This is a genomic window from Allokutzneria albata, from assembly GCF_900103775.1.
Lineage (GTDB): Bacteria > Actinomycetota > Actinomycetes > Mycobacteriales > Pseudonocardiaceae > Allokutzneria > Allokutzneria albata.
Genome location: NZ_LT629701.1, coordinates 3,947,683 through 3,970,194 on the forward strand (window position 1 = coordinate 3,947,683; position 22,512 = coordinate 3,970,194).

The 22,512-nt window shown below is 67.2% G+C and carries 17 protein-coding genes and 1 pseudogene; 10 read left to right on the forward strand and 8 right to left on the reverse strand.

Annotated elements, in window-relative coordinates:
• Positions 1-134 precede the first annotated feature (134 nt).
• The 8 genes from BLT28_RS17425 to BLT28_RS17460 all read left to right on the forward strand — a co-directional run bounded on the left by BLT28_RS17425 (position 135) and on the right by BLT28_RS17460 (position 13,119).
• Complete coding sequence (locus tag BLT28_RS17425) at positions 135-1,286, forward strand: NHL repeat-containing protein (protein WP_162184841.1); 1,152 nt, start codon at positions 135-137, stop codon at positions 1,284-1,286.
• Between the two features lie 1,098 nt (positions 1,287-2,384).
• Entirely contained in the window at positions 2,385-3,632 is a 1,248-nt protein-coding gene (locus tag BLT28_RS17430) for a TIGR02679 family protein (protein WP_231950813.1), read from the forward strand.
• Between the two features lie 27 nt (positions 3,633-3,659).
• A complete protein-coding gene (locus tag BLT28_RS17435) occupies positions 3,660-5,195 on the forward strand; it encodes a TIGR02677 family protein (RefSeq protein ID WP_030429662.1) in 1,536 nt (511 codons plus the stop codon).
• The gene (locus BLT28_RS17440; RefSeq protein WP_030429663.1) at positions 5,192-6,436 is read left to right on the forward strand and encodes a TIGR02678 family protein; all 1,245 of its coding nucleotides are present in this window, start codon (positions 5,192-5,194) and stop codon (positions 6,434-6,436) included. Before BLT28_RS17435 ends, BLT28_RS17440 begins: the two co-directional genes overlap by 4 nt.
• On the forward strand, positions 6,433-10,470 hold the full coding sequence (locus BLT28_RS17445; RefSeq protein WP_030429664.1) for a TIGR02680 family protein: 4,038 nt from the start codon (positions 6,433-6,435) through the stop codon (positions 10,468-10,470). Before BLT28_RS17440 ends, BLT28_RS17445 begins: the two co-directional genes overlap by 4 nt.
• An 8-nt stretch (positions 10,471-10,478) precedes the next feature.
• A complete protein-coding gene (locus BLT28_RS40225) occupies positions 10,479-11,165 on the forward strand; it encodes a hypothetical protein (protein ID WP_052407337.1) in 687 nt (228 codons plus the stop codon).
• A 328-nt stretch (positions 11,166-11,493) separates the two neighbouring features.
• A complete protein-coding gene (locus tag BLT28_RS40230) occupies positions 11,494-12,246 on the forward strand; it encodes a hypothetical protein (protein ID WP_156050946.1) in 753 nt (250 codons plus the stop codon).
• A gap of 276 nt (positions 12,247-12,522) precedes the next feature.
• Entirely contained in the window at positions 12,523-13,119 is a 597-nt protein-coding gene (locus tag BLT28_RS17460; protein WP_063766576.1) for an ArsR/SmtB family transcription factor, read from the forward strand.
• A gap of 569 nt (positions 13,120-13,688) precedes the next feature.
• On the opposite strand, the pseudogene BLT28_RS42040 reads toward BLT28_RS17460, so the two are convergent.
• A pseudogene (locus BLT28_RS42040) lies at positions 13,689-13,894 on the reverse strand (single-stranded DNA-binding protein); the annotation flags it as partial.
• 513 nt (positions 13,895-14,407) lie between these two features.
• Here BLT28_RS42040 and BLT28_RS17475 point away from each other — a divergent pair.
• Complete coding sequence (locus BLT28_RS17475) at positions 14,408-15,208, forward strand: hypothetical protein (RefSeq protein WP_052407338.1); 801 nt, start codon at positions 14,408-14,410, stop codon at positions 15,206-15,208.
• Positions 15,209-17,010: 1,802 nt separating this feature from the next.
• Here BLT28_RS17475 and cas2e read toward each other — a convergent pair.
• Both cas2e and BLT28_RS17485 read right to left on the reverse strand, forming a co-directional pair.
• Positions 17,011-17,364, reverse strand: a complete 354-nt coding sequence (gene cas2e / locus BLT28_RS17480) for a type I-E CRISPR-associated endoribonuclease Cas2e (RefSeq protein WP_030429670.1) — start codon at positions 17,362-17,364, stop codon at positions 17,011-17,013.
• Positions 17,361-17,540, reverse strand: coding sequence for a hypothetical protein (locus BLT28_RS17485; RefSeq protein ID WP_030429671.1), 180 nt, complete (start codon positions 17,538-17,540; stop codon positions 17,361-17,363). The genes cas2e and BLT28_RS17485 overlap by 4 nt, the downstream gene beginning before the upstream one ends.
• On the opposite strand from BLT28_RS17485, the gene BLT28_RS41400 reads away from it, so the two are divergent.
• A complete protein-coding gene (locus BLT28_RS41400) occupies positions 17,541-17,729 on the forward strand; it encodes an alpha/beta fold hydrolase (protein ID WP_030429672.1) in 189 nt (62 codons plus the stop codon).
• A gap of 67 nt (positions 17,730-17,796) precedes the next feature.
• Here the strand turns inward: BLT28_RS41400 and BLT28_RS40240 are convergent, their stop codons facing one another.
• The 5 genes from BLT28_RS40240 to cas7e all read right to left on the reverse strand — a co-directional run bounded on the left by BLT28_RS40240 (position 17,797) and on the right by cas7e (position 22,471).
• Positions 17,797-18,177 (reverse strand): hypothetical protein, encoded by a 381-nt coding sequence (locus tag BLT28_RS40240; protein ID WP_156050947.1) that lies wholly within the window; start codon positions 18,175-18,177, stop codon positions 17,797-17,799.
• 323 nt (positions 18,178-18,500) lie between these two features.
• A complete protein-coding gene (locus BLT28_RS17495) occupies positions 18,501-18,797 on the reverse strand; it encodes a hypothetical protein (protein ID WP_030429673.1) in 297 nt (98 codons plus the stop codon).
• Positions 18,798-19,959: 1,162 nt separating this feature from the next.
• Positions 19,960-20,625 (reverse strand): type I-E CRISPR-associated protein Cas6/Cse3/CasE, encoded by a 666-nt coding sequence (cas6e, locus tag BLT28_RS17500; RefSeq protein WP_030429674.1) that lies wholly within the window; start codon positions 20,623-20,625, stop codon positions 19,960-19,962.
• Positions 20,625-21,338 carry a type I-E CRISPR-associated protein Cas5/CasD gene (cas5e, locus tag BLT28_RS17505; RefSeq protein WP_030429675.1) on the reverse strand — a complete coding sequence of 238 codons (714 nt, stop codon included), beginning with the start codon at positions 21,336-21,338 and terminating at the stop codon, positions 20,625-20,627. The genes cas6e and cas5e overlap by 1 nt, the downstream gene beginning before the upstream one ends.
• Positions 21,335-22,471 (reverse strand): type I-E CRISPR-associated protein Cas7/Cse4/CasC, encoded by a 1,137-nt coding sequence (gene cas7e, locus BLT28_RS17510; RefSeq protein WP_030429676.1) that lies wholly within the window; start codon positions 22,469-22,471, stop codon positions 21,335-21,337. The genes cas5e and cas7e overlap by 4 nt, the downstream gene beginning before the upstream one ends.
• Positions 22,472-22,512: the final 41 nt, after the last annotated feature.

Below are 22,512 nucleotides of genomic sequence, written 5' to 3' on the forward strand. Positions count from 1 at the left end.
CCGCCCCCATTCGAAGGCAAAGACGCTATCGCCCGGTTCGGCGACATGTCGTCGAACGTGATTCCTGCGACGAGCCGAGCGTATTGACATCTCGCTATGGTGATCCAGTGCGAAACCCAACATTCACTCTCTCGGTGTGTTCCTTCGCCCTCCTCGGCTCCCTTGTCGCTCCTGCGGACGCCGCATCCACCGGCACGGCGACAACTCGACTCGCCGGAGCAGTCGTAGCCGCAGTCGAAATTCAGGCAGATGACAAAGTCGTCGTCGCTGCGACGAGCAACAAAGGCTTCGCCGTTCTGCGCTACAACCGCGCCGGCAAGCTCGACACCACGTGGGGCTCCAAGGGCGTGGCCACCACGAACTTCACCAAGAACAGCGCTACAGCCGCAGCGGTAGCGATTCAGGCGGAGGGACGTGTCGTGGTCGCCGGCAGCTCGGCAGGAGACTTCGTCCTCGCCCGCTACACCACCGCAGGCAAACTCGACACGAGCTTCGGCGGCAGCGGAACCGTGCGCATCCCGATCGGATCGGCATCCGCTGTCGGCATCGCGCTGCAAGCCGACGGCAAGATCGTCGTTGTCGGCAACACAGACTCCGACATCGTCCTCGCGACCTATGCCCCCAACGGCAAACCCGCCTCACGCTTCGGTACCAACGGTGTGGTGCGCACCGACCTCGGCGGAACCGAGACCGCGAACGCCATCGCCCTGCGCGCGGACGGGCGAATCGTCATCACCGGCCAGACACAGAAAGCCGGTGGCGCACACCAGTTCGCGCTGCTGCAGTACACCACCAGCGGCACACTCGACAGCCGGTTCGCCACAGCGGGCAAACTGATCTCCGCAACCCCGAGCAGCGGCACTGTCCTTGCCCTCGACAGCAGCGGTCGCGCGGTAATCGCCTACAGCCACAACGGATCTTTCGCCTCAAGCCGCTACAGCGCCACCGGCAAGCTGGACACCGCCTACGGCACCAATGGCATCGTCACAACCACCGTCACCGGCAACGCCACCGCGGTGGCCGTGCAAGCCGACGGACGCACCGTCGTGGCCGGCACATCCGGCACCGGCCTCGCGCTTACCCGACTCACCACCTCCGGGAGAATCGACACCACTTACGGCAGGAACGGGGCCACCACGGCGACCTACGGCAAGGGCACCCACTCCGTGGTCGGCGTCGTGCTCAACAAGGCCGCTCAGGCATTTGTCGCAGGAAGCGCCGGTGAGTTCGTCGCCGTTGCGAAGTTCGCCGCCAACGGAAAGGCCGCCGAGAACTACGGCAGCTGACAACACCGCCTTCGCCGAAGCCGGCTTGCTCGGCACCCCGCCGACAAGCCCGCTTCCTGAGCCCGCATACCGACAGCTGCACGAGCGGGGATGGTCCGCTGTCACTGTGCAACTGACCTCGCTGCTGATCACGGCCGAAGTTGGGCGGCGTCACGACGGCGATGGACCATCAACAGGGCTGTCAGGAGCTCCAGCAACTCGTCGTCGGTGACCGTCCGGTTCAGGGCTCCGCAGCAAGCAGTCGTGAACAGGTCGCTCTCGGTCAGGTTAGGGATCGACAGGAGTACGCGCACGTTGCCCGCAACGGGTTCAGACGTGCGGCGTCGGCGGGTGCGGGTCGCAGCCGACCGACTTTGTCGAAGTCGTCGCCCGCACTCGAAGGTATCGAGCCCCGCGGCGCGGTGTGGTTGTCGTACTCGTAGCCATCGGGAAACCATTTGTGGAAGACGCCGCACGGTTCACCCGCAGGGGCCGATTCGGCGGCCGATGCCGTTATCGCGCTCGCCGCAAGGAGAATTGCGGAAGCCAGACCCAAAACAAATCTTGCTCGCACGGGCACCTCACGTTCTCACTGTTGGTGATCACGCACGCCAGGTCGACCCCGTGAAATCCCACTGAAAGTGAATTCTTCGACACAACGGCGCTCGCGGGGCAGCCACCTAATCGACAGCCGGGTGGGATCGAGCGAGGTGACCGCGAGGTCGGTGATGACGTTCGTGGCGCCCGTGTTGCGCAGAAGCAGCGGAACGAAAGTCCAACGCCCGGATGATCCGCTCGTGGCCCAGCTGTGTGAGGTCCTCCGGCGTTTCGCGCATGGAGGTCTTTGTCCTGCAGTCGGTTCTGGTGCCGCCCCATCCTCGACTCGAACACAGACAAACTGTCAGGCTTGCTCGTCCGGTGTCCGGGCGCCCCCTCAGGTGGCCCCGCCCGAATCTGATGTGTGCCCGCCCCTGCGGCCGCTCGCGCCACGCTCCCGATCGGCGATGGTGACCGTGGGCCGAACCCGGGGTGACTTTCACCGATGCAGGTTTTTGCCTGAACCTCCTGGGAGCCAAGGAAAGCACCTCACTCGGACTGCTGCCTATGCTGGCTCACATCGTGAATCCCTTGCTCTCGCCCGCTCTCAAGCCGATCTGGCAGGCGGTGCACGCGCGGCTGTCAACCGGCCGGCCGGTCAGCCGGATTCGGATCGGCCCGCTCGACCTCGATCAGCGGACCGCTCTCGCGGACCTGCTCGGATCCGCGCGGCTGCCCGGCGACAGGGCCGACATCAGCCTGGAGCGGCTCGACGAAGTGCTCCTGGAGCGAACCGGTCGCGACACCAGGGACTTCGTCGCCCAGGCCATCGGACCGATCGGCGATCGCGCGGCCGAGCGGCGCGAAGCCGCGGCCGCCCGGGCCGAGCTCTGGGACTGGCTCACGACTCACCCGGTCATCTCGGCCCAGCCCGCGCTGGCCGAATGGGCGGTCGCCGTTCGGCGAGCGGGGCTCATCGACGGCTCGATCCTCCGGACGAAGGAGGAGCTGGGCAAGGTCCTGAACGTGCTCGCCGAATTGCCCGCGGCCGGACAGCCGCTGCCCGCGTTCGCCGACGACGTCCTCAACGATCCCCATGCGCTCGACGAGGGCACGCGTCGAGCGAACCTCGTTCTGAAAGCCCTTGCCGCCATCTACGGCGTCCCGGCTCCGATCGACGCACCCGAACGCCGGGCGTTGTGGGAGCGGGCCGGGATCGCCGATGACCAGCTCTCCTCGACAGTGCTCGTCGCTGGACTGACGCTGGCGGGCGACGACGTCATGAGCGGCGTCCTGAGGCTCTGCGCGGCCTACGGCGTCGCGGCGGTGCTCACGTTGCAACAGCTGCGAGCACCCGCCGCATTCACCGGTGCTCCACCCGAGGTGTGGGTTTTCGAGAACCCCAGCGTGCTGGCCGTGGCCCTCGACCGGTTCGGGTCGCACTGCCCACCGCTGGTCTGCACATCGGGGTGGCCGAGCAGCGCCGGAGTGCTCCTGCTCAACCGGTTGCGCGAAGCAGGATCGGTCCTGCGCTACCACGGCGACTTCGACGGCGAGGGACTGCGCATCGCCGCCAACGTGATCGCACGGACCGGCGCGACCCCGTGGCGGATGAACAGCGCGGACTACCTCGCTGCGGCCACCGAAGGGCCTCCTGTCGGCCGGGTCACCCCCGTGCCGTGGGACCCGGGCCTCGCCGGTCACCTCAGCGAAGTCGGTCGTGCCGTTCCCGAGGAGCGTTTGGCAATCGCCCTACTGGACGAGATCGTCCAGCAGCTGCCGAAAGCGAAGGGCGGCAAGGGACCCGGAATCGTCGGCACCGTCCCGTAGCGTGGCCGGGAACCACCGGGAGGCAGCATGGGTCCGATCCGTGTCCCACCCGAGATGTTCCGCTTCACCAGTGGAGATCGGGCCGGACTCTACGTCTCGGTCCTGCACGCCTTCGGCGAGGCGAACGAACGGCTCGAAACCGCGTTGAGCCTGCTCGACATCCGCGCCCGGCTGCGTTCGGTGGGCTGGCTCGAAGCCCTCGAAGACGACGAGCTCACCACCGCCCTGGCGCAGCTGCGCGACTGGAACCTCGTCGACGTCGTCCAGAACCACTCCGAGAACTACCGGACGGCCGACGAGTACGAGCGGCGCAACCTCCAGTACTCCCTTACTCGCCAAGGCGAAGCCGCGTTCGCCGGTGTCGTTCACGCCATGGGCGTGCTCGCCGCGACCGGCGCGTTGCAGACGGCGGTGCTCGACGCGATCGCCGACCGGCTGGGCAGCCTGATCCAGGAACTGGAAACCGGCACCGACCGGCGGATCTTCAGCACGCTCGTCGAACTCGAGGCCCATCTCGACGCCCTGCGCGGTAACACCAAGCAGTTCAACGGTGAGCTCCAGCGGTTGCTGCGCGCCGACGGCGCGAACGTCACCACGTTCCACGAGGTCAAAGCCAGCACTGTCGCCTACCTCCAGGAGTTCCTCACCAACTTGGAGCACCGGGCGCACACGATCGCGGTCCGGGTCCAGCGGGTGGAGGAGCACGGCGTCGGGCTGATGCAGCGGCGCGCGCTGGCAGGCGCGGACCTGCCGCGGCTGTCCGCGACCGATCCGGGGCCGGCCTGGCTGGAGCACCGGCGCGCGAAGTGGGAGGGCCTGCGCACCTGGTTCCTGCCGGTCGACGGCACACCGCCCCGGGTCGAACAGCTGCACGTCGTGGCGCGCAAGGCGATCATCGCGTTGCTCCAGGTGCTGGACCGCATCACCGAGTCACGGCGGCGGGCCAGCAGCGCGGTCACCGACTTCCGCGAGCTCGCGAGGTGGTTCACTGTCGTTCCCGCGCACGACGACCTCCACCGGCTGTGGTCGACCGCCTTCGGGCTCAGTTCCGCCCGCCACGCCCACCTGGCACACCCCGACCCGGAGCTGATCAGCCCGTCGTCGTCCTGGTCCCAGGCACCGCCGGTCGCGGTCTCCCCGCTGCTCAGGGCGAGCGGTCGGACCGAGCGGTTCAGCCGCACGGGCAAGGTGCGCGAGGTCGCGGCGGTGCGCGCGGCCCGAGCCGAACAGGCGCGAGCCGAGCGTGCGGAGCTGGAAGCCGCGTGGGACATGCTCGGCACGGGCGGACGGGTCCGGCTGTCCTCCTTCGGATCACTGGATCACGGCGTCTTCGAGCGGTTGCTGGACCTGCTGGGCCGGGCGCTCAGCGCGACCCCCGGTCACAGCGGCACCCGGCGGGGCACCACCTCCGACGGACGGGTCGAGATCCTGCTGCGGCCACCGCGCGATGGGGCGACCGCGACGCTCACCACAGCCCGCGGGCACTTCCGCGGTCCGGACTACGACATCGAGATCCGGGCCCCTGGACCGCGCTCACGGCGTGCCTCGGGAGGCAGTCGATGACCAAGCTCACCAACCAGTTGGTGACCGCGGAACGCGAAGAGGTGGCCGACGCGATCCGGCGGCTGCTGGCCTCTCCGTTGATCACCGAACGAGCTCAACCGGAAGCCTTCGACCTGATCCGCAGGCGACGGGAACCCGTCCGGCAGTGGTTCGCCTACTACTGCGGCTGGACGTTGACCGTCGAACCCCGGCTCGGCTACGCCCGGCTCGTCAAGGTGCGCACCGCCACCGATCCGACCAGACCGGCCAGGCGGCGGCGGTCGGGCCGAGCGCCGTTCGACCGCCGTCGCTACGCGCTGCTGTGCGTCGCGGCGGCCGAGTTGCTCACCGTGCCGGTGACCACGATCGGCCTGCTGGCCGACCGGGTCGGCCAGGCAACCGCGACGGACGAGGTGGTGCCGACCTTCGACACCGCCAACCGCGCTGAGCGCATGGCCTTCGTCGACGTCTTGCGGTTGTTGGAGTCCTACGGCGTCGTGGAAACCGTCGACGGCACGACTGAGTCCTTTGTGGACTCAGCATCGGCCAAGGTGCTGTACCGGATCGACGCCACCCTGTTGCTGCGGCTGCTGGCGGTTCCGGTTGGGCCTTCACAGCTCGGCGTACCGATCGACGAAGTGGCGCTGCGCTTCGACGAGCTGCTCGCCGCCATCTCGCACGAACGGCGGTACGGCCTGGGTTCCGGTGCCGACGACGAGTCCGCCACCCGGTCCGAGGTGCAGCGCAACCTCTGGCTGCGGCACTCCGTGTTCCGCCGTCTCGTCGACGATCCGGTGCTGTACTTCGATGACCTCCTCCCCGAAGAGCGCGCCTACCTCGCCTCCCCGACCGGCCGGCAGCTGCTGCGCCGTGCCGCGGAGCAAGGCGGTTTCGTCCTTGAGGAACGCGCCGAAGGCATTCTCCTGGTGGACGTCGACGGCATCGCCACCGACAGCCGCTTCCCGGACGACGCCGGCAACGCGAAGGTCGCAGCGCTGCTGTTGCTGGAATCGCTCACCGGTCCGTTCACCGTCGAGCAGATCGAGATCCAGGTGGAGGACCTGCTTGCCCGCTTTCCCCGTTGGGCCAAGACATATCAGGAGGAAGACGGTGCGCGCCGGCTCGTGTCCGACGCCGTCGCGGTCTTGACGGCATTCGGCCTCGCTCAACGGGAAGGCGGCATCGTCCGGCCCCTCCCAGCCGCGGCCCGGTATGCCGTCGACGCCCCCAGGACTACCGACCCCGGAGAGGCAACGCCATGACGGTGACCGAACTCCCACACCGTTTCGCTGACGAACCGGCTGCGCGGACCGCGCGGTGGATGCCAAGCCGCGCGGGCATCCTCAACGTCTGGCGGTACTTCGACGAGGTCTTCGAGTTCCACGAAGGCCGATTGCTGCTGCGCGGCCCCAACGGCAGCGGCAAGTCGAAGGCCCTGGAGTTGCTCTTGCCGTTCCTGTACGACGCGAACCTCCGTGCCAACCGGCTTTCGACCTTCGGCACCAGCGAACGAACGATGCACTGGAACCTCATGGGCGAGGGAGCGAGCGGTACCACCCGCGTCGGGTACGTGTGGATGGAGTTCCGCTTCCCCGGCGAGCCGGAGCGGTGGTTCACCTGTGGTGCCCGGCTCCAGGCGAGCGCGCACACGACCGCGGTGCACCCCGACTACTTCACCACGAGCCTTCGCATCGGTCCCGACGGGCTTTCCCTTGTCAACCAGGCGGACCAGCCGCTGACGAAGAACGCGTTGGTGGACCGCCTCGGCTCGGACGGCGTCGTCCACGACAACGCCGGGGACTACCGAACGGAGGTCCGCACCACGCTGTTCCCCGGGCTGAGCGAGCAGCGCTTCGACGCGTTGATCACCGCGCTCCTCCAGTTGCGCACACCGAAGCTGTCACAGCGACTCGACCCCAGCCTGTTGTCGAACCTGCTCTCCAAGGCGCTGCCACCGTTGGGGCAGCAGGAGATCGCGGACCTCGCCGAGGGGTTCGAACGGCTGGACGCCCAACGGGAACGGCTCAAGTCCTTGGAAGAGGAGGTGGCCGCGACCCGAACGCTGGCGACTCGGCAGCGGACCTACGCGCAGCGGGTACTCCGCGCAAGCGCCGCGAACATGATCTCGGCGACCACCGAGCTGGACAACCTGGCGCGAGCCGCGCGGATCTCCGCTGAGCAGTACGAGAAAACCGCCCAGGAAAAGGAAAAAAGCGAGAACGAGGTCGAGGAACTCGCCGCGGAGATCGAGACCATCGAAGCACGCAAGACGGGACTGGTCGAGAGCGAGGAGTACAAGCAAGGGCAAGAACTCGACCGGTTGCGTCGCAGGACCACCGAAGCCGGTGTCACCGCCACACGACTTCGTACTGACGCCGACAGCAAGCGATCGGAGGCGATGCGTGACGAGGAGGTCAGGCAGACAGCCGAGCGAACAGCGACACAGCAGGCTGAAGCCGTCAGAGGCCAGGAACTCCAGACCCGCAGCGCGGCCACACGCGCTGGCTTGACGAGCGTCCACGCCGAAGTGTTGGCGCAGCTGGAAACCAGCCCCGGTGCCGGCCGGGCATTGCTCAGCGCCGCGATACGGAGCAGGCAGGAGCAGCTCGACGCGGTCCGGGACGCGGTGGCGGAACACGAACGTGCTGTCGACCGACGCACCTCCGCCGAGGGCGATCTCGACGACGCCAGGAGCCGCCTCGCAGAGGCTCAAGACCGGCTCACGACCGCGATCTCCGAGCACGAGGCCGTTCTGGACGCGTTGAGCTCGCAGCTGCTGGAGTGGGCCGCGAGCTGCCACGAGTTGGTCTTCACCGACCCGAGCGCGTTGGTGGCCCACGTGGAGTCCGAAACGGCGCTGATCGCGGCCGTCGACACGGCCGCGACCCCGATCTTGGAAGACATCGCCAGGCAGAAGGCGATCACCACCGCGGCCGTCGACGCGGCTCGCCGTGAGCGCACCAAGGCGGCCGAGGAGCTGGCGCGGCTGCGTACCGAGCGGGACGTGCCGCCGGTCGCTCCGGCCACCAGGACCACCGATCGCGCGGCGATGACCGGGGCTCCGTTGTGGCGGCTGGTCGACTTCGCCGACTCGACCCCGGATCGCACGGCGGCGGCGATCGAGGCGGCTCTCGAAGGAAGCGGTCTGCTCGACGCCTGGGTCGGCGGCCGCGGTGAGATCGAAGGGCACGACGTCTTCGCCGATCCCGACGCGCTGCCGCCGGTGCGGGGCCGTTCCCTCGCCGACGTGCTCGTGGCCGAACACGACACCGGATTGCGGCCCGAAGTCGTGAACCGCCTCCTGGGCTCGATCGCGTACGGGGAGGAGCTTCCCGACGCACTCGTGGCGATCAGCGGCGATGGAACCTGGCGCTTGGGTTCGCTTTCCGGAAGCTGGGCCAAGGACCACGCCTCCTACATCGGCACGCTCGCGCGCCAACGCGCCAGGCAACGCCGCGTCGACGAGTTGTCAGTGCTCGTCGCAGAGCACGACGCCACCTTGGCATCGCTCAACGACGAACTGTCCGCGTTGGCAGCTCGACGCCAGGTGCTACGCGACGAGCGCGAAGCACGGCCGAGCCATGCGGCAGCGAACGAAGCCGCGGACACCGTCAAACGGCGAGAATCCCAGCGATCCGCCGCCGACGCAGCAGTCCAATCCCGCCTCGACGTCGTCACCGCACGAGAACAGATGGCGACGCGCGCTTTTCGTGAGCTGACGAGGGTGGCCGCGGAGCACAACGTGCCAACGGACCGCGCGGCGTTGAAGGCGCTGGAAAAGGCAACCCGCTCGTTCCGTGACCAGGCCGAGAGCTGGTTGGAAGCACACAGCCAACTGATCTCGTCCCGTCAGCATCTCCATGACATGGCCGAACGGGCGCTCCGTTCAGAAAGCATCGCCGCCGAACGCGAAGCCGAAGCCGCGCGGGCCGAAGCTGAGCGCGACCAGTTGGCTGCCACGCTCGACGCGATCGACAGCACCTTCGGCGTGGACTACCACGAGGTGCTCGCCGAGATCGACCAACTGCGGAGGAAGCTGGGACAGCTGAGCGCGGACCAGCACAAGGCGAGGGCACGCGTGACCGAACTCGCCACCAAGCTCGGCGAACTGCGGGTCCAGCACAAGAACGACGCTGAGGCCCACGAAGCGGCCGGACTCCGACGAGATGCCGCCGCGACGCGCTTCCGCAGGCTGACCGCCGGTGTCTTCCCCGCCGACAGCGGAGTCGATGACCTCGCCACCCTCGAAGCGACCCTCGCTGCTTCAGAAGGTGTCCGCGCCACATTGGACGCGGCCCGTCTGATCGCCGCCGCCTGGCCCGTGATCCCCCACTCCACCGCGAACATCGGCGACGCGCTGCACCGGCTCCTGGAATCGGTTCACTCGTGCCGCGACAGCCTGAAGTCCCGCGCCGACCTCGACCTCGAAACCGACGAGGACGTGCAGGTCTTCACCGCCGTGGTGGACGGCATCCGGGTCGGTGCCGCCGAGCTGCTGGCCATCCTCCGCGCCGAGGCCGAGGAGAGCCGCCGCGAGATCACCGACCGCGAACGCGCGCTGTTCGACCAGACCCTGACCGGGGACATCCGACGCCACCTCGCCGCGCGGATCAGGCAGGCGAACGAACTCGTCGACGGCATGAACGCCCGCCTGGAGCGCGTGCGGACAGCGTCCAAGGTGGCGGTTCGGCTGGTCTGGCAGGTGGCCCCCGACCTGCCGGCAGGCACGAAAGCCGCCCGCGACCTCCTGCTCAAGGACCCCGCCGGCCTGAACGAGGCGGACCGCGAGGCCCTGCACCGATTCTTCCGCGACCGCATCGAACAGGCCAAGGCCGACGACACCGCCACCAGCTGGGAACAGCAACTCGGCCAGGTCTTCGACTACACGGCGTGGCACCAGTTCGTCGTCAAGGTCGACCGCGCCAACGGCGCGGGCTGGCAACTGCTGACCCGCAAGCTCCACGGCGCCCTCTCCGGCGGCGAGAAGGCCATCGCGCTGCACCTCCCCCTGTTCGCCGCCGTCGCCGCCCACTACCAGGCAACGCCACCCGCACCGCGCGTCATCCTGCTCGACGAGGTCTTCGTCGGCGTCGACACCACCAACCGCGGACAGGTGTTCGACCTGCTGTCCCTCCTCGACCTCGACCTCATGCTCACGTCCGACCACGAGTGGTGCGTCTACTCCGAGCTCAGCGGCATCAGCATCCACCAGCTGATCACCGGCACCGACGGCGACGACGCCGTCACCACCGCCCGCTTCACCTGGAACGGCCACGACCTACTCCCGAACGACTAGGGGCGAAAGTGACCGACTTCTACACCGACGCACAGGGCCGAGTCAGACCCATCCGAGGCAAGGGCAAGGGCGGGCTGGTGGTCGGCGCGGTCGCCCTGGGCATCGTCGCCTCCAGCGGAGGAGCGATCTCTGTCGGCGGCGGTGCCACCGCCAGTGAGGTCGGTGCCGCCCAAGCTGGCAGCTCACCATCGCTCCAGTTGCGAGCACGCAAGAGCGAAGGCCAGAAGGCCGCCCGTCGAGGTGATGCAGCTGGGGCGTGGCAGCGCATGGGGCTGCGACAGCTCCGCCGCACCGCCCGCCAACAAGCCGAATGCGTCACCGCCTCCTACGGCCAGGTGCGGGAGTTCTTCGCCCGCCACCGTTGCAAGTCCCTTGACCGGATGCTGTTCCCCGTGGCCGACAAGACCGGCAACATCGCGGTGGTGTCCGTGGTGTGGGTTGGGCTAGTCAATAGCAACGACGCCAGGAAGTTCCAGACGCTGATGGACGAGCACGGCACCGGTGACATCACCCCGCTCGGCGCACGACTGCTCGACCTGGCCAACGTCACGTTCACCGGCCTCCGCTACGGCAGCGACCGCGATGGCAACACCGTCACCATCGCCGAGGCCGAGAACGCCGCAGGCAGCCGCTTCGACCACGACACCCTCGATGCCATCGCCGAGGTTGCCGCCTACCTGCCCCGCGTCCGCTGAAGCAGCTGTCGGCGCACTCGACGAGGCGTTTGAAGTCAAGCCTTGTCCACGTGCACGGACCGCGAGACCACCACAGCAAAGATCAACGATAGGCGAGTCGCCCAGAGAAAAGCTCTTACCATTACGATCACTTCACTCCACGGCGATCATCTTCACCGAAGATGAATCGAGAACCAAACAACCCCGATTGTAATCATTCAATCGCGGAGCGTTGCACTCACCGTCGCCGGCTACTCTCTTTGGGTTATTCGAGCGAGGACGAGCATCTCGTTTACGTATATCACAACAGGGGGATCAAGCAGCACTGCTGACGAAGGAAGCAGTAAGCATGGAAAATGAACACTCCCGGTCGGATCTGGATGTTATCGAACATCGATTCCTTCAACTGGCCGCTCAGCCCAACGCACTCACGCTCGACGGGGCGGTCCTCGGCTGTGGCATCCCGCCTCAGCCGCAGCCCTTGGACCTACTTCGAAATCTGTTGCTCAAACCGCGGACCACATGGCTGACCAAGGAGGCGGTGTGGCGAGAACTCGTCCGCCGTGCCCACATGGAGCCAGAACCGTGGATGACGGCGACGGCAGGCATGATGTGCCCTGGCCTGAAGGGCATTGCCAGAAAACTGAGTCCACGGTACCCGCACAACAACAAGATCGATCTTCACTCAGAGATCCTCGTAGGATTCTTCGAGGCACTGGACCTTGCCGAACCAGATCAACCCAGGGTGTACTCGCAGTTGTATTGGGGCGCTTTCCGGCGAGGCCACGAGCTGTGCAACCGAGAGAATCGCAACCTTCAGCGGATTGCGCGTTATGAGGAGGTCGACGAGCTTGGCGATGGCCATTGGCGACGTAGTACGGCCGGCAACGCCGACCTCCTTCTCGCTGGCGCAGTGCTGAACAATGTGCTGACCAAGGACGAGGCGGCGCTCGTGTCGGAGATCTGTCTCGATGGCGAAGAACCAGGAGCCGCCGCCAGTCGCCGCGGCCTGAGCAAGCGCGCTTGCGACAAGCGACTTGCGCAAGCGGAGCGCAAGTTGGTCGGCTTTCTCAACAGCCGCATCCCCGATCTGGCTGCATAACCCCAGTATTCGCAAGTAGTGGGCGCCGGGTGTGCCGCGCGAGCACGCCCGGCCCCCCGTGCGACCCGACCATGACCTTCAGCAGTACAGGGGGCTTACGTCAGTTGGGCCAGCAACGAGGCAACCAAGAGGGGCACGATCATCTGGGCGGCCGCGTAGGAACCTTCCTCCAGGTACAACCCGACGGCCTCGCAACAACGGCCGGCCTCTGTTCGGCCCAGGCCAGCAGGATCCGGCTCCTTGACAAACGGTCTACAAATATTGACCATTGGGTCCATGGCCACCGAACCCGCAGCGGGCCCCACCGACGATGTTGCTGTCCGCGTCGAAACCGACCAGCAACTCCACGCCCTCGGCAGCCTGGTGCGCCATCGCATCATCCGGGTCCTGCGTGACCAGCCCGCCACGGTCACGCAGATCGCCGACCGTCTGGGCATCGCCAAGGGCAGCTCGAACTACCACGTCAAAGTGCTGGCCAAGGCGGGTCTGATCCAGGTGGTCGACAACCGCAAGGTGCGCGGCGTCACCGAGCTTTACTACGGCTTGGTGGGCACGATCGGACTCCCCGACAGTGGGCCCGGCCAGCGCAACATCCTCATGCGCAACGCCCTGGCCGAGGTCGAGGCCGCCCCGGAGGGCGCGGGCGGGTACATGCGGCTCCAATACCTGCGTCTGAGCAAAGAGAACTTCGACCTGGCTGTCGAAAAGATCATCGCGCTCCACGCTGAGCTCGCCGCGCTGCACGACCCGGAGCAACCGGCCGCCGACCTCTTCACCGCGTTCTACCGGCCACACGACACCAGGTCACGGGACACCGCGCCGGAGTCCTCGCGCACCGCGGAGAACCCAACGCCCGCCACGGAAACCCACTAGAACACTCAGCTCTGCCACTAGAAGGCGCCGGTCCCAGTCCGGTACATCCTCGCCTCCAGCGCCGCACCGCACGCCCGACCGGCAACCGACCTGTCCGGGCGCGCCTACCCCAGCGCGCTGTCATTTCCTAGGGCATGTCCAGCCATGCCCTGGTTCCGCGCGCCCTCATTCGCGTCCACAGGCCCGACCTCGGAGCCCGCATGCAGCATCCAGACTCGTTCTACACCGCCGCAAGCTATTACCGGCAAGACACGCTCGCCCAAGCCGAACAACGCCGTCTTGCTCGCCTCTTCATCCGGCGACGACGAAAAGCCGCTGAGAAACCACCATCGCCACCGCAACCTCAAGATCGCCCACCACCCCAGGCCGATGTGACACCGGCTGCCGAACCCGAACCCCTCGAGGAACCCCACCTGTCAGGGATAAGGGATGCCGCGCCGAGTTGATCACGACCCAGGGTCGGAACAATCAAGGCATCAGCGACGACGGAGAGCCGTTCTCTTAAGGCCCAACCCCGAGTTAACCGCGGGAGGATCGAGGTAGGCGCGCTGGCCGGGCTCGCTTCCGGCCTCAACCACCGTCCGCTTCTCGCCCTCCTCGGTCTCAAACGACGGTTGTTTCAGGCGACCAGTGACCAGGATCCTCTCTCCCCGCGTGAGGCTTCTGCGACGTTTTCCGCTGCCTGGCGCCAGATGTTGCACTGCAGGAAAAGTGCGTCGCCGTCCTTCCGCTCCCCCGTGGACTGGTCGAAGGTTCTCGGCAGCGTGCGCGTCGTCGGGGTCTACCAGCGGAGCAGACGACGTGCAGACCAACCGGGGAGTCGAACCCGGAGCCGCAGGGGCGTTGCAGGCCGCCCGACGACCGTCGTGACATACGCCCAACGTGCCCGCTCCGCGCCCCTGGAGCGGGCGGTGGTCGCGCGTCCTGGTGTCGGTCCAGGCGTCCCGGAGATATGAGTTCCGGGTGGCCGCCGGGCCCCGCGCGCCAAAGGCCGCGCGGTGGATTTTGATTCGGTTGTTTCGCCTGGTGAGGCGTGGTGCCCCCGGCGAGGTTCGTACAGCATCTACACGAACTCATACCCGCCGTGAGCTGCGGCTTTCCGCGACAGTCGGAGTTGATCGGCGTCGCCGCCGTCAGCGTGGTGATGCCTCATGATGGCTTCCGCACGGCGCAGGCCCGCGCCCTGAGCAGCGCTACAGGCAGACGGTCGCGCAGCTGAAGAGCGGTTCTCGCGCGGCATGCTGGTGATCGAGGGCAGTTTCGGGGTCAACGCCCCGGGTGGTCTCTGATGGCCACTACGAAACTCAGCCAGCTGACTGCCCCGCAGCTCGATCCGGCTCGCGTCCTCAGGGCGGTCACGGTGATCATGGGCGTCGTCGTCGGGCTGACGTTTCTGTTCGGCTTCGGCAATGTCCTGAACCTTGCTCTTCGCCTCGGAGTGCCCCTCTGGATCGCCCCGCTGGTCGCACCTGCGGTTGATCTATCGATCCTCGGACTCCTGCTCGGCATAGGGTATTTGTCGCTCGCAGGTGCCACCGTGGACCGGCTACGGCCAGCTCGACGGTTGCTCATCTTCGCCAGCGGCGTGACCTTGGCGTTGAACGTGGCAGACCCGCTCATAGCGGGTGAGTACGGAAAGGCGGCATTCGATGCCGTCGGACCGCTGCTGTTGATCGGTTGGGCTGAAGTGGGCCCCGGCTTGCTGCAAGCGGTCGCCGAAGTCAGTTCGTCGACGGGGGTCGATCGTGCCTGCGTCGAACAGTCAGGAATGCAGGCGCGGGAGGAACCAGACGCCCATACGGCTCGTCCAGACGCCGATCACGCCATAGCCAGCCGGCGGAAGCGCGCTCGGCGCGCTGCGCGGAAACGGTCGCCGGAGGAACTCTTGCAGCGGGCCCGACAGGAAGACGCAACTCATCGCGCGGCTCACCAGAGGCCGATTGCCGCGGCCACCTTGCGCGCCCGGCTCAATATCGGCGCCACTCAGGCACGAGAGCTCGTCCAGACCGTTCGTTCCGAGTTCTCGGCGCAGGTCCGGAGCGAGCAGTCTCGGTACGAACAGCAACGACAAGGCGTCGCTGTTGGATAGCTCGCGACGGTGGTTCGCCGTCTCTGTACGAAGCTGGACAATCCAGTGGCCGGCCATCCTGCGTCTGGCCAGACTTCCCTGGCTGGCCAAGCGAGAGGCACCTCATCACCTCTTCCGGCTGCAGAGCGCGGTAGGCCACCTACTCAGCTCGCCACAACCCGACACCGGGCTCACACATCTGGCTGCCCAGGCTCGAATGTCGTCTCGATTGGCCTCGATGAACGGATGGTCGCGATCCGTTCCGCTGGTTGAGGTGGCTCGTTCCAGTAGCACGCAGCTAGGAGAGAAGCCGATGGTGATCGGGGCGCGGGTGCCGTTGACACCATTGGCGATGGAGCACCCGAAGCCGCCGCAGTGAGGGGGCGTGACAGCATCGGTGTTCTGCGTGAGAGGAAGCCCTTGCTCGAGACCGTTCCCGACCGTTATGCATCCAGCGACCACAGCGCGATGCTGAACCACACAACGGCCGCACACCCTACCGTCCTACGACGGCCACAAACCCATGCAAAATAACGGAACCAGCCACCAAACCTGCAGTTCAACAAGCCTCTTCCCCGCGAGCGGGGATGGTCCGGCGTCCATCTGGGCCGCCACCTGGTCGCGGTCCTCTTCCCCGCGCGAGCGGGGATGGTCCCTACAAGCACGGCACGCGCACCCCCGCACTGGACTCTTCCCCCGCGCGAGCGGGGATGGTCCGTAGTCCGCGGTCGCGACGTGCATGCGCAGCGCCTCTTCCCCGCGCGAGCGGGGATGGTCCCGACAGACCGCGCTCCGCGTAGCGCGCGGTGAGCTCTTCCCCGCGCGAGCGGGGATGGTCCCACCTGTCCGTGCGTCGTGCCCAGGATCCAGCCTTCTTCCCCGCGCGAGCGGGGATGGTCCGGCGCTGCGCAAGCGCTACCAGCGAGCTTGGGGTCTCTTCCCCGCGCGAGCGGGGATGGTCCCCGGCCAGAAGGTCGCCACCTTCCGCGACCAGGCTCTTCCCCGCGCGAGCGGGGATGGTCCCGCCGCCCGGATCGCTTCCGCCTGGCCCGCGTGCTCTTCCCCGCGCGAGCGGGGATGGTCCCGACCGACAGCGCCGAGAGGTCGACGGCGCTCCCTCTTCCCCGCGCGAGCGGGGATGGTCCGTCGCTGGCCCGCCTGCCCTGTGTTCGGGCTGTCTCTTCCCCGCGCGAGCGGGGATGGTCCGTCGAACAGGGCCGCGCCGTCGGCCACGCTCCACTCTTCCCCGCGCGAGCGGGATGGGCCCAGCACGAGCCTGCCGATGATCTGGTCACCGCACTCTTCGCGGCGCGAGCGGGGATGGTCCGCAGATCGACATCCGGATGGAGTTCGCTCGCGCCTCTTCCCCGCGCGAGCGGGGATGGTCTCGCGTGGCGGCACTGCTGGACCTCCCGCACGAGCTCTTCCCCGCGCGAGCGGAGATGGTCCCGCTGGCTGCGCCGTCAGGTCGCCGACACCGGCCTCTTCCCCGCACGAGCGGGGATGGTCCCAGAGCGATGATCAGCGAGCGGGCTGTCGTCTTCTCTTCCCGGCGCGAGCGGGGATGTTCCCTTCAGGCTCGCCTCGCGTTCCCCGTTGTTGCGGCTCTTCCCCGCGCGAGCGGGGGTGGCAGGCGGGAAGTTTGCTGAGTCCGCCGAGCAGGTTGCCCTCACGCACCTTGCAGGTCGGAGAGCCGCGAGACGTTGTAGTCCCGACAAATCCGTGAGAAACACCCTGTCAACGACACACGCTGCTCGCCCAGGGTGACGCTTCATCACGTGCTCATCTACATGCTGGTCGATCTCTGCTGAACTTGGCACGGCTCAGCGTCGTCCGAAGCGGCGGCGTTTGCTGGCGTTGCTCCAGCCTTTCGAGGCAGGTACGGCTGGATCGGCGTCATCGGGTTGAACGGGGCGCAGCATCAGGTTGATGCCCTCGTAGTCCACGGGGATCCAGTTGTGGTCGTGGACTTGGAAGGCCAGTCCTTGTTCGTTGTCCGCGCCGTGGACCATGATGGCTCGGCCGGTTTTGACCATGTCCACGACACGGGCCCACATCAGTCCTCGCACGTGGGCGCTGATTGTGCCGACGAACACTCCGGGTGAGATTTCCAGCAGCCATCGGGTGAGGTGTCCGCGGAGTCCTACCGGGCAGGCGGCGACGACGATCACCGTCACTGGTCATCATCCCCGTAGGCTGTGCCGCCAGCGACGGCGCGGCCGTTGTAGTTCCACAGCATCACCACGTCGGGGTCTTCGAATGCCTCGGGGCCGTATTCAACGAGTCCGTCGTCCTCGTGCAGGAGGGTTTTCACGTCACGGACGCAGGTTTCGAGGAACTTGCCGTCCTTCATGTGGTCCCGTACGGCGCGGCGGGTTTCCGCGCCGATATCAGCGACGTCACGTGCGGCGATGTCGAAGGCGATGGGGTGTGGGGGACGGCCGACCGCGCGTTCACACCCGCGCTCGGCCGCCGCCTCCAGTCCGCTTTCCGCGACGCCGAGTTCGTCGAGGTCCCCGGCGCCAGAACCCTGGTCCAGTAGGACGCCCCCGACGTCCTCGCCGCCCAGATCGCCGACTTCACAGCCGTACCGCGCTAGCTCCCGCGTATCAGCACAACCGCACGGCGTCAGCCCGGTCGTTGGCCCAAGACGGCACGTTCTGGCCCAAACCGCCCGAACTCGGAATCACAATCCGGTCGAGAATGACCTCGCGTCCGGTGACATAGTCGAGCAGGCAAGCAGCGGTGCCCGGAGTGCCCCGGAAATGCCAACTGGATACCTTGTCATGCGTCGAAGAAATCAGATTGAAGTAGTTCTTGTCGCAGAATCCATTGCCCTGCCTAGGTGTGTTCTGGTTGACGTCGACGTACAGGGTGACGTAGGGAAAGCACCCGGCGGGCGCTGCCTGAGCCGCGATCGGTGCCGCCAGCCCTCCGGCTGCCAAGGCCAGGCCGGTGGCGATGACCGGAAGAACACGTCGAGCACGCATGTGCGATCTCCTTCGACTTCTGATGGTCTCGGATTGCCGACGTGGGAACATAGGGAACCTTGTTGGCCCCCGACAGCCGTTTCAACCACAGAAGAAACGTGAATCCCGACCCCCGTCAGCACCACCGGTCGGGCCATCCGATGCCGTCAGACCGCCCCACTCGCCTCAACCTCCCCCGGGCACGCCAAAACCCGTTCCGTACTCAATGCAGGAGATGGGAGCGCTCCTTCTCCTGGTATGCATACGAACGGGTTGGTCTAGACCACGGCCATGCGCGTTGGGGCGAGCGGGGCGAAGGGGTGCACGGGCCTAGTTTAGCTGGCTCAGAAGGGGAAGGGTGTGCGGACGACGTCGAGCTGGCTCGGGTCGACCACGGGCTCGGTGCCGTTGAGCCAGACGTCGGAGCCCGCCCAGCGGCGCAGGACGTCGGTCGCGGCGATGCGGTCTGCCCCGGAGAGCACGGAGATCTTCGCGCCGTGGTTGGCGCCGGGCGCGGTGAAGCTGTGCGAGTCGTGCGCGCTCGGCGTGAACCGCTCGGAACCCCATGGATCGTTCTGCCCGTTGACGAACAGGATTCGCTGCGACTGCGTGCGCACGAGGCCGTGCGTCTTTGCCTGCACCGCCGTGGGTGGTGGTCTGCCACTTCTACGACGTCGAGTCCGGCCGGATGGAACTCAACCAACGAGGCCGCAAGTCGAACTACGAGCGGTTCGACATCCCAATCGCTCGTGATGGTGGTATTGCCGATCTCCTGACCGAAGCACACCATTCCGATCGCAGGTTCGACGTCGTCATCTGCGAATCGATGACCTGGATCGCGCGCAAGATGTACGAGACGCTGTCCGTGTACACCGGCTTCCAGGTGTACAACCGTCGTGCTCGCCGCAGTTGGGGCGGACGAAACAAGCCGAATCCGCCGGAGATGTGGATCTGGTCAAACGAACCAGCTCACGAGCCGCTCATTCCGAAAGCCTCTTCCCCGCGCGAGCGGGGATGGTCCCCTTTGTGCCACAAGGGAAACCGGAGGTTCGCCCTCTTCCCCGCGCGAGCGGGGAGGGTCCGGTGGCGCGGTACTGCCGGATCTCGCCGGGCTTCCTCTTCCCGCGCGAGCGGGGATGGTCCCCTCTCTCGGGGGCGACGGGAGCTGGAAGCCCACTCTTCCCCCGCGCGAGCGGGGATGATCCTGCCTGTCGGCACCATAGCCGATGGCGTGCCTCGCTCTTCCCCGCGCGAGCGGGGATGGTGTGCTGGCCGGTGAGCTGGCAGAGAACTTCGGCCCCTCTTCCCCGCATGAGCGGGGATGGTCCCAGGCTCAGTGGCTCGGGCTCGGCGAGCGCCGTCTCTTCCCCGCGCGAGCGAGGATGGTCCATCGTCGGGACGGCGTTTCAGTGCGACTAGGTTCTCTTCCCCGCGCGAGCGGGGACGTTCACCCGCTGGTGCTAGCGGTTGTCGTAGTCGCGCACACTTCCCCGCGCGAGCGGGGATGGTCCCGACTGGGAGAAGCTGGCCAGCACCCGCTTGCGCTCTTCCCCGCGCGAGCGGGGATGTTCCCAGCTCGGCCTCCCCACCTACGGGACCAAGGCACTCTTCCCCGCCGCGAGCGGGGATGGTCCCAGAGCGAGCTGATCCGGGTCGATGACGGCGGCCTCTTCCCCGCGCGAGCGGGGATGGTCCGACCGAGCGGCGCCCGGACGGGAGCGAGAAGCTCTCTTCCCCGTGCGAGCGGGGATGTTCCCAGCTTCGCCGAGATCCAGGCGGCCTCCGGGGCCTCTTCCCCGGATGTCAGCCACGGCGTGCCGGCGCCAGGGTCAGCAGGCCGCAGCCGTATCCCTTGGCGGGGCCGATGCCGTTGATGAGGCTGTGCCGGAACAGCTCGACATCGTTGATCTCCAGGGTGCCTTCGAACACGGCGGTGGCGAGGGTGACTGTGGCGTGGTTCCTGGTGAACTTCAGGACTTCGCGGCCGCGGACGGCGACGTCGGGTTCCTTGTGCGCTCCGGCGGGGATGGTGAATCCGTTGCCGGGGGCGCGGTGGAGCAGCCATTGGGTTTGCTGGTCGACAGTGACGTGGCCGAAGCGCTGCGATCGGGTGGAGTCGCTGGTTTTACGGCGGTTGCCGACGGGGTTGGCCTTGAGGCGAAAGGCCCATACGTCTCCGGTGTTGAGTTTGGCCAGCAGGGGCGTGTAGTCGCGGGTGTCCCAGGTGTGGGTGGTGGGCCAGCCTGCTTGCTCGACGAGGTGCGTCAGGTCCGGCTTCTGGGGGCTGACGAGATAGAGGTGGACTTGGTGGGGGCGTTGGTCGATGCGCCAGAGCAGCCTGCCGTCAGAGCCGGTTCCGGCTGTGGCGGGGAAAGCGGCACGGACTGCGGCGTGCAGTTTCTGGGGTGAGGCCAGCAGGGACCGTGCGCCGCGTCGGGCGGTGTTGAACTCGAAGCGGGTGAAGTGCATCAGGCCATCTCCTCAAAGACCGCCATCGGGTCGAGCTCATCGGCGTCATCGACGCCGTGGTAGGCGGGGTTGGGTACGGACACCGTGCGGCGGGTGATGGTTCTCCAGCCGTAGCGGCGGTGCCGTGGGTCGAAGCTGATCGGCTCGTCGCGCACGAGTTCGGCGGTGGGTTCGTCGGGGGCGCAGTCGAGGACGACATCGAGGTCGACGGTGGCGGCGTGGTGGGTGCGGCGCACCCAGGGAGAGGCCATCCACGGCTCGGTGGTCAGAACCGTGGCGGGGTCACCGTCGCGCATCCCGTGGAGGAGCTTTCCTGCTGGAGGGCAGGATCGTCGCCCGAGGTAGAGCGGGAAGTGCGGGCGCCGCAACGCCGCGAGCAGGGTGTCCAGGAATGCTGGTTCTGCGCCGATGGCCACAGCGAAGACCGCGTCGGCGAGGTAGAACCGGTAGGACAGGGGCATGGAGTGGGCGCCGTCGCGGGTGCGAGCGGTCTGGAAGTCCCGTTCCAGCGTGCCGGGTTGGTCGATGCGGACACCGATGCTCACCTGCAGCAGGTCATCGAGGGGATCGGTTCGGCCGCGCCCCTGTGCTGCCGCGAGCAGGCCGATGATGCCACTGCGGCTGGGGGCGCGGTCGGTGTTGCGACGCACGAAGCGGCTGCTGGTACCCCAGGACTGCAGCGGGGCGCCCAGGCGCAGCAGCAGGACGGTCATGGCGCGGCCGCCAGGCGCTGCGCCACGAGGTCGGTAAGTTCGCGGACCGCGGTGTCGAAGGTGGTGCGCTCTCCCAGTTCCGCCAAGGGCGTGGTGCGTTCGCCGACGCCGAAGGACCAGCCTGCGACGGGGCGCTGGTCGAAGGCGTCGTGGAGGTCTCGGCCGTGTTCGACCAAGCGGCGGATGGACTCAGTGATCCGGCCGCCGTTGGCGGTGTCGGTGACCGGGTCTTCGAAGGCGCCGACGAGGTTCACCGGCTGGGTGTCACGGAGCAGGATGAGCACGGCGTCGGGCAGGGTGCGGTTGGCGAAGGTGTTCTGCTTGCCGGTGGGCATGCTGGAGACGAAGGCGCGGGCGAAGGCCTCCACGGCGTGTGCGGTCGCCTTGGTGTCGCCGAGGTTGTCCAGCAACCGGTTCACATCGACAGTGGCGTAGCGGTAGAGCGTGGAGGAATTGAACTCCACGGTGCCGATCATGCCCGCGCCGGCGTCCTCGTCGGCGTCGGCGTGCTTGTGGTCGTCCACAGCGGTGAAGTAGTCGTACTCGTTGTCCACGGCGTGCACGCTGAGCGCGTGGGCGACCTGGGCCGCGGCGTCGACGTTGAGATCGGTGACATCGGCGACCATCCGGCCGAAGAGGGAGACGTCGACGGAGTGCTCCCGGTCGGCGCGGGCCTTGGCTTCGGTCTTAGAGATCTGTGGCTTGCCCTCGCCTGCCTCGCGTGCCGCATCGACGGCGAGCTCGGCGAGCCCGGCCACCTGGCGGCGGCTGAGGAACAGCAGGTATCCGGATACTGGCAGGGCGTCGGCTTTGCGTGCTGGTTTGGTCTTGATCCCAGCGGCGTTCAGGACGGCTTCGGCGAGTTCGGATGCGCGTTCGGCGAGCGTGGGTTCCTGGCTGGCGATCTCGTCGGAGAGGAGCTCGACCACCCGCTTGGTCCGCACACCGAGGGTGGATTGGTCGAGCAGGTCGTTGAATGCCTGTCGGGTAGCGCGCTTCCACGCCTGGCTGGACACTCGGGCGCGCCGTTTTCCGCCGTAGATGGCGGTTTTGGGGCTTCCGGTGTCATCACGGTTGATGTTGCTCGGTGGGACGGTCTGCACGACGTGGAAGTCGATGATGGTGCGCGCCATAGCTGTTCCTCGATGTAGATCGCGTTCGGGTGGTTGTGGTG

Bases quoted from the DNA above. Each gene is read 5' to 3' on its own strand.
- BLT28_RS17460 (WP_063766576.1), top strand. From the start codon at position 12,523: ATGGCCACCGAACCCGCAGCGGGCCCCACCGACGATGTTGCTGTCCGC.
- BLT28_RS17440 (WP_030429663.1), top strand. From the start codon at position 5,192: ATGACCAAGCTCACCAACCAGTTGGTGACCGCGGAACGCGAAGAGGTG.
- BLT28_RS17435 (WP_030429662.1), top strand. From the start codon at position 3,660: ATGGGTCCGATCCGTGTCCCACCCGAGATGTTCCGCTTCACCAGTGGA.
- cas6e (WP_030429674.1), bottom strand. From the start codon at position 20,625: ATGCACTTCACCCGCTTCGAGTTCAACACCGCCCGACGCGGCGCACGG.
- BLT28_RS17445 (WP_030429664.1), top strand. From the start codon at position 6,433: ATGACGGTGACCGAACTCCCACACCGTTTCGCTGACGAACCGGCTGCG.
- BLT28_RS17475 (WP_052407338.1), top strand. From the start codon at position 14,408: ATGGCCACTACGAAACTCAGCCAGCTGACTGCCCCGCAGCTCGATCCG.
- cas5e (WP_030429675.1), bottom strand. From the start codon at position 21,338: ATGACCGTCCTGCTGCTGCGCCTGGGCGCCCCGCTGCAGTCCTGGGGT.
- BLT28_RS40240 (WP_156050947.1), bottom strand. From the start codon at position 18,177: ATGCGTGCTCGACGTGTTCTTCCGGTCATCGCCACCGGCCTGGCCTTG.
- BLT28_RS40230 (WP_156050946.1), top strand. From the start codon at position 11,494: ATGGAAAATGAACACTCCCGGTCGGATCTGGATGTTATCGAACATCGA.
- BLT28_RS17485 (WP_030429671.1), bottom strand. From the start codon at position 17,540: ATGAAGGACGGCAAGTTCCTCGAAACCTGCGTCCGTGACGTGAAAACC.
- cas7e (WP_030429676.1), bottom strand. From the start codon at position 22,471: ATGGCGCGCACCATCATCGACTTCCACGTCGTGCAGACCGTCCCACCG.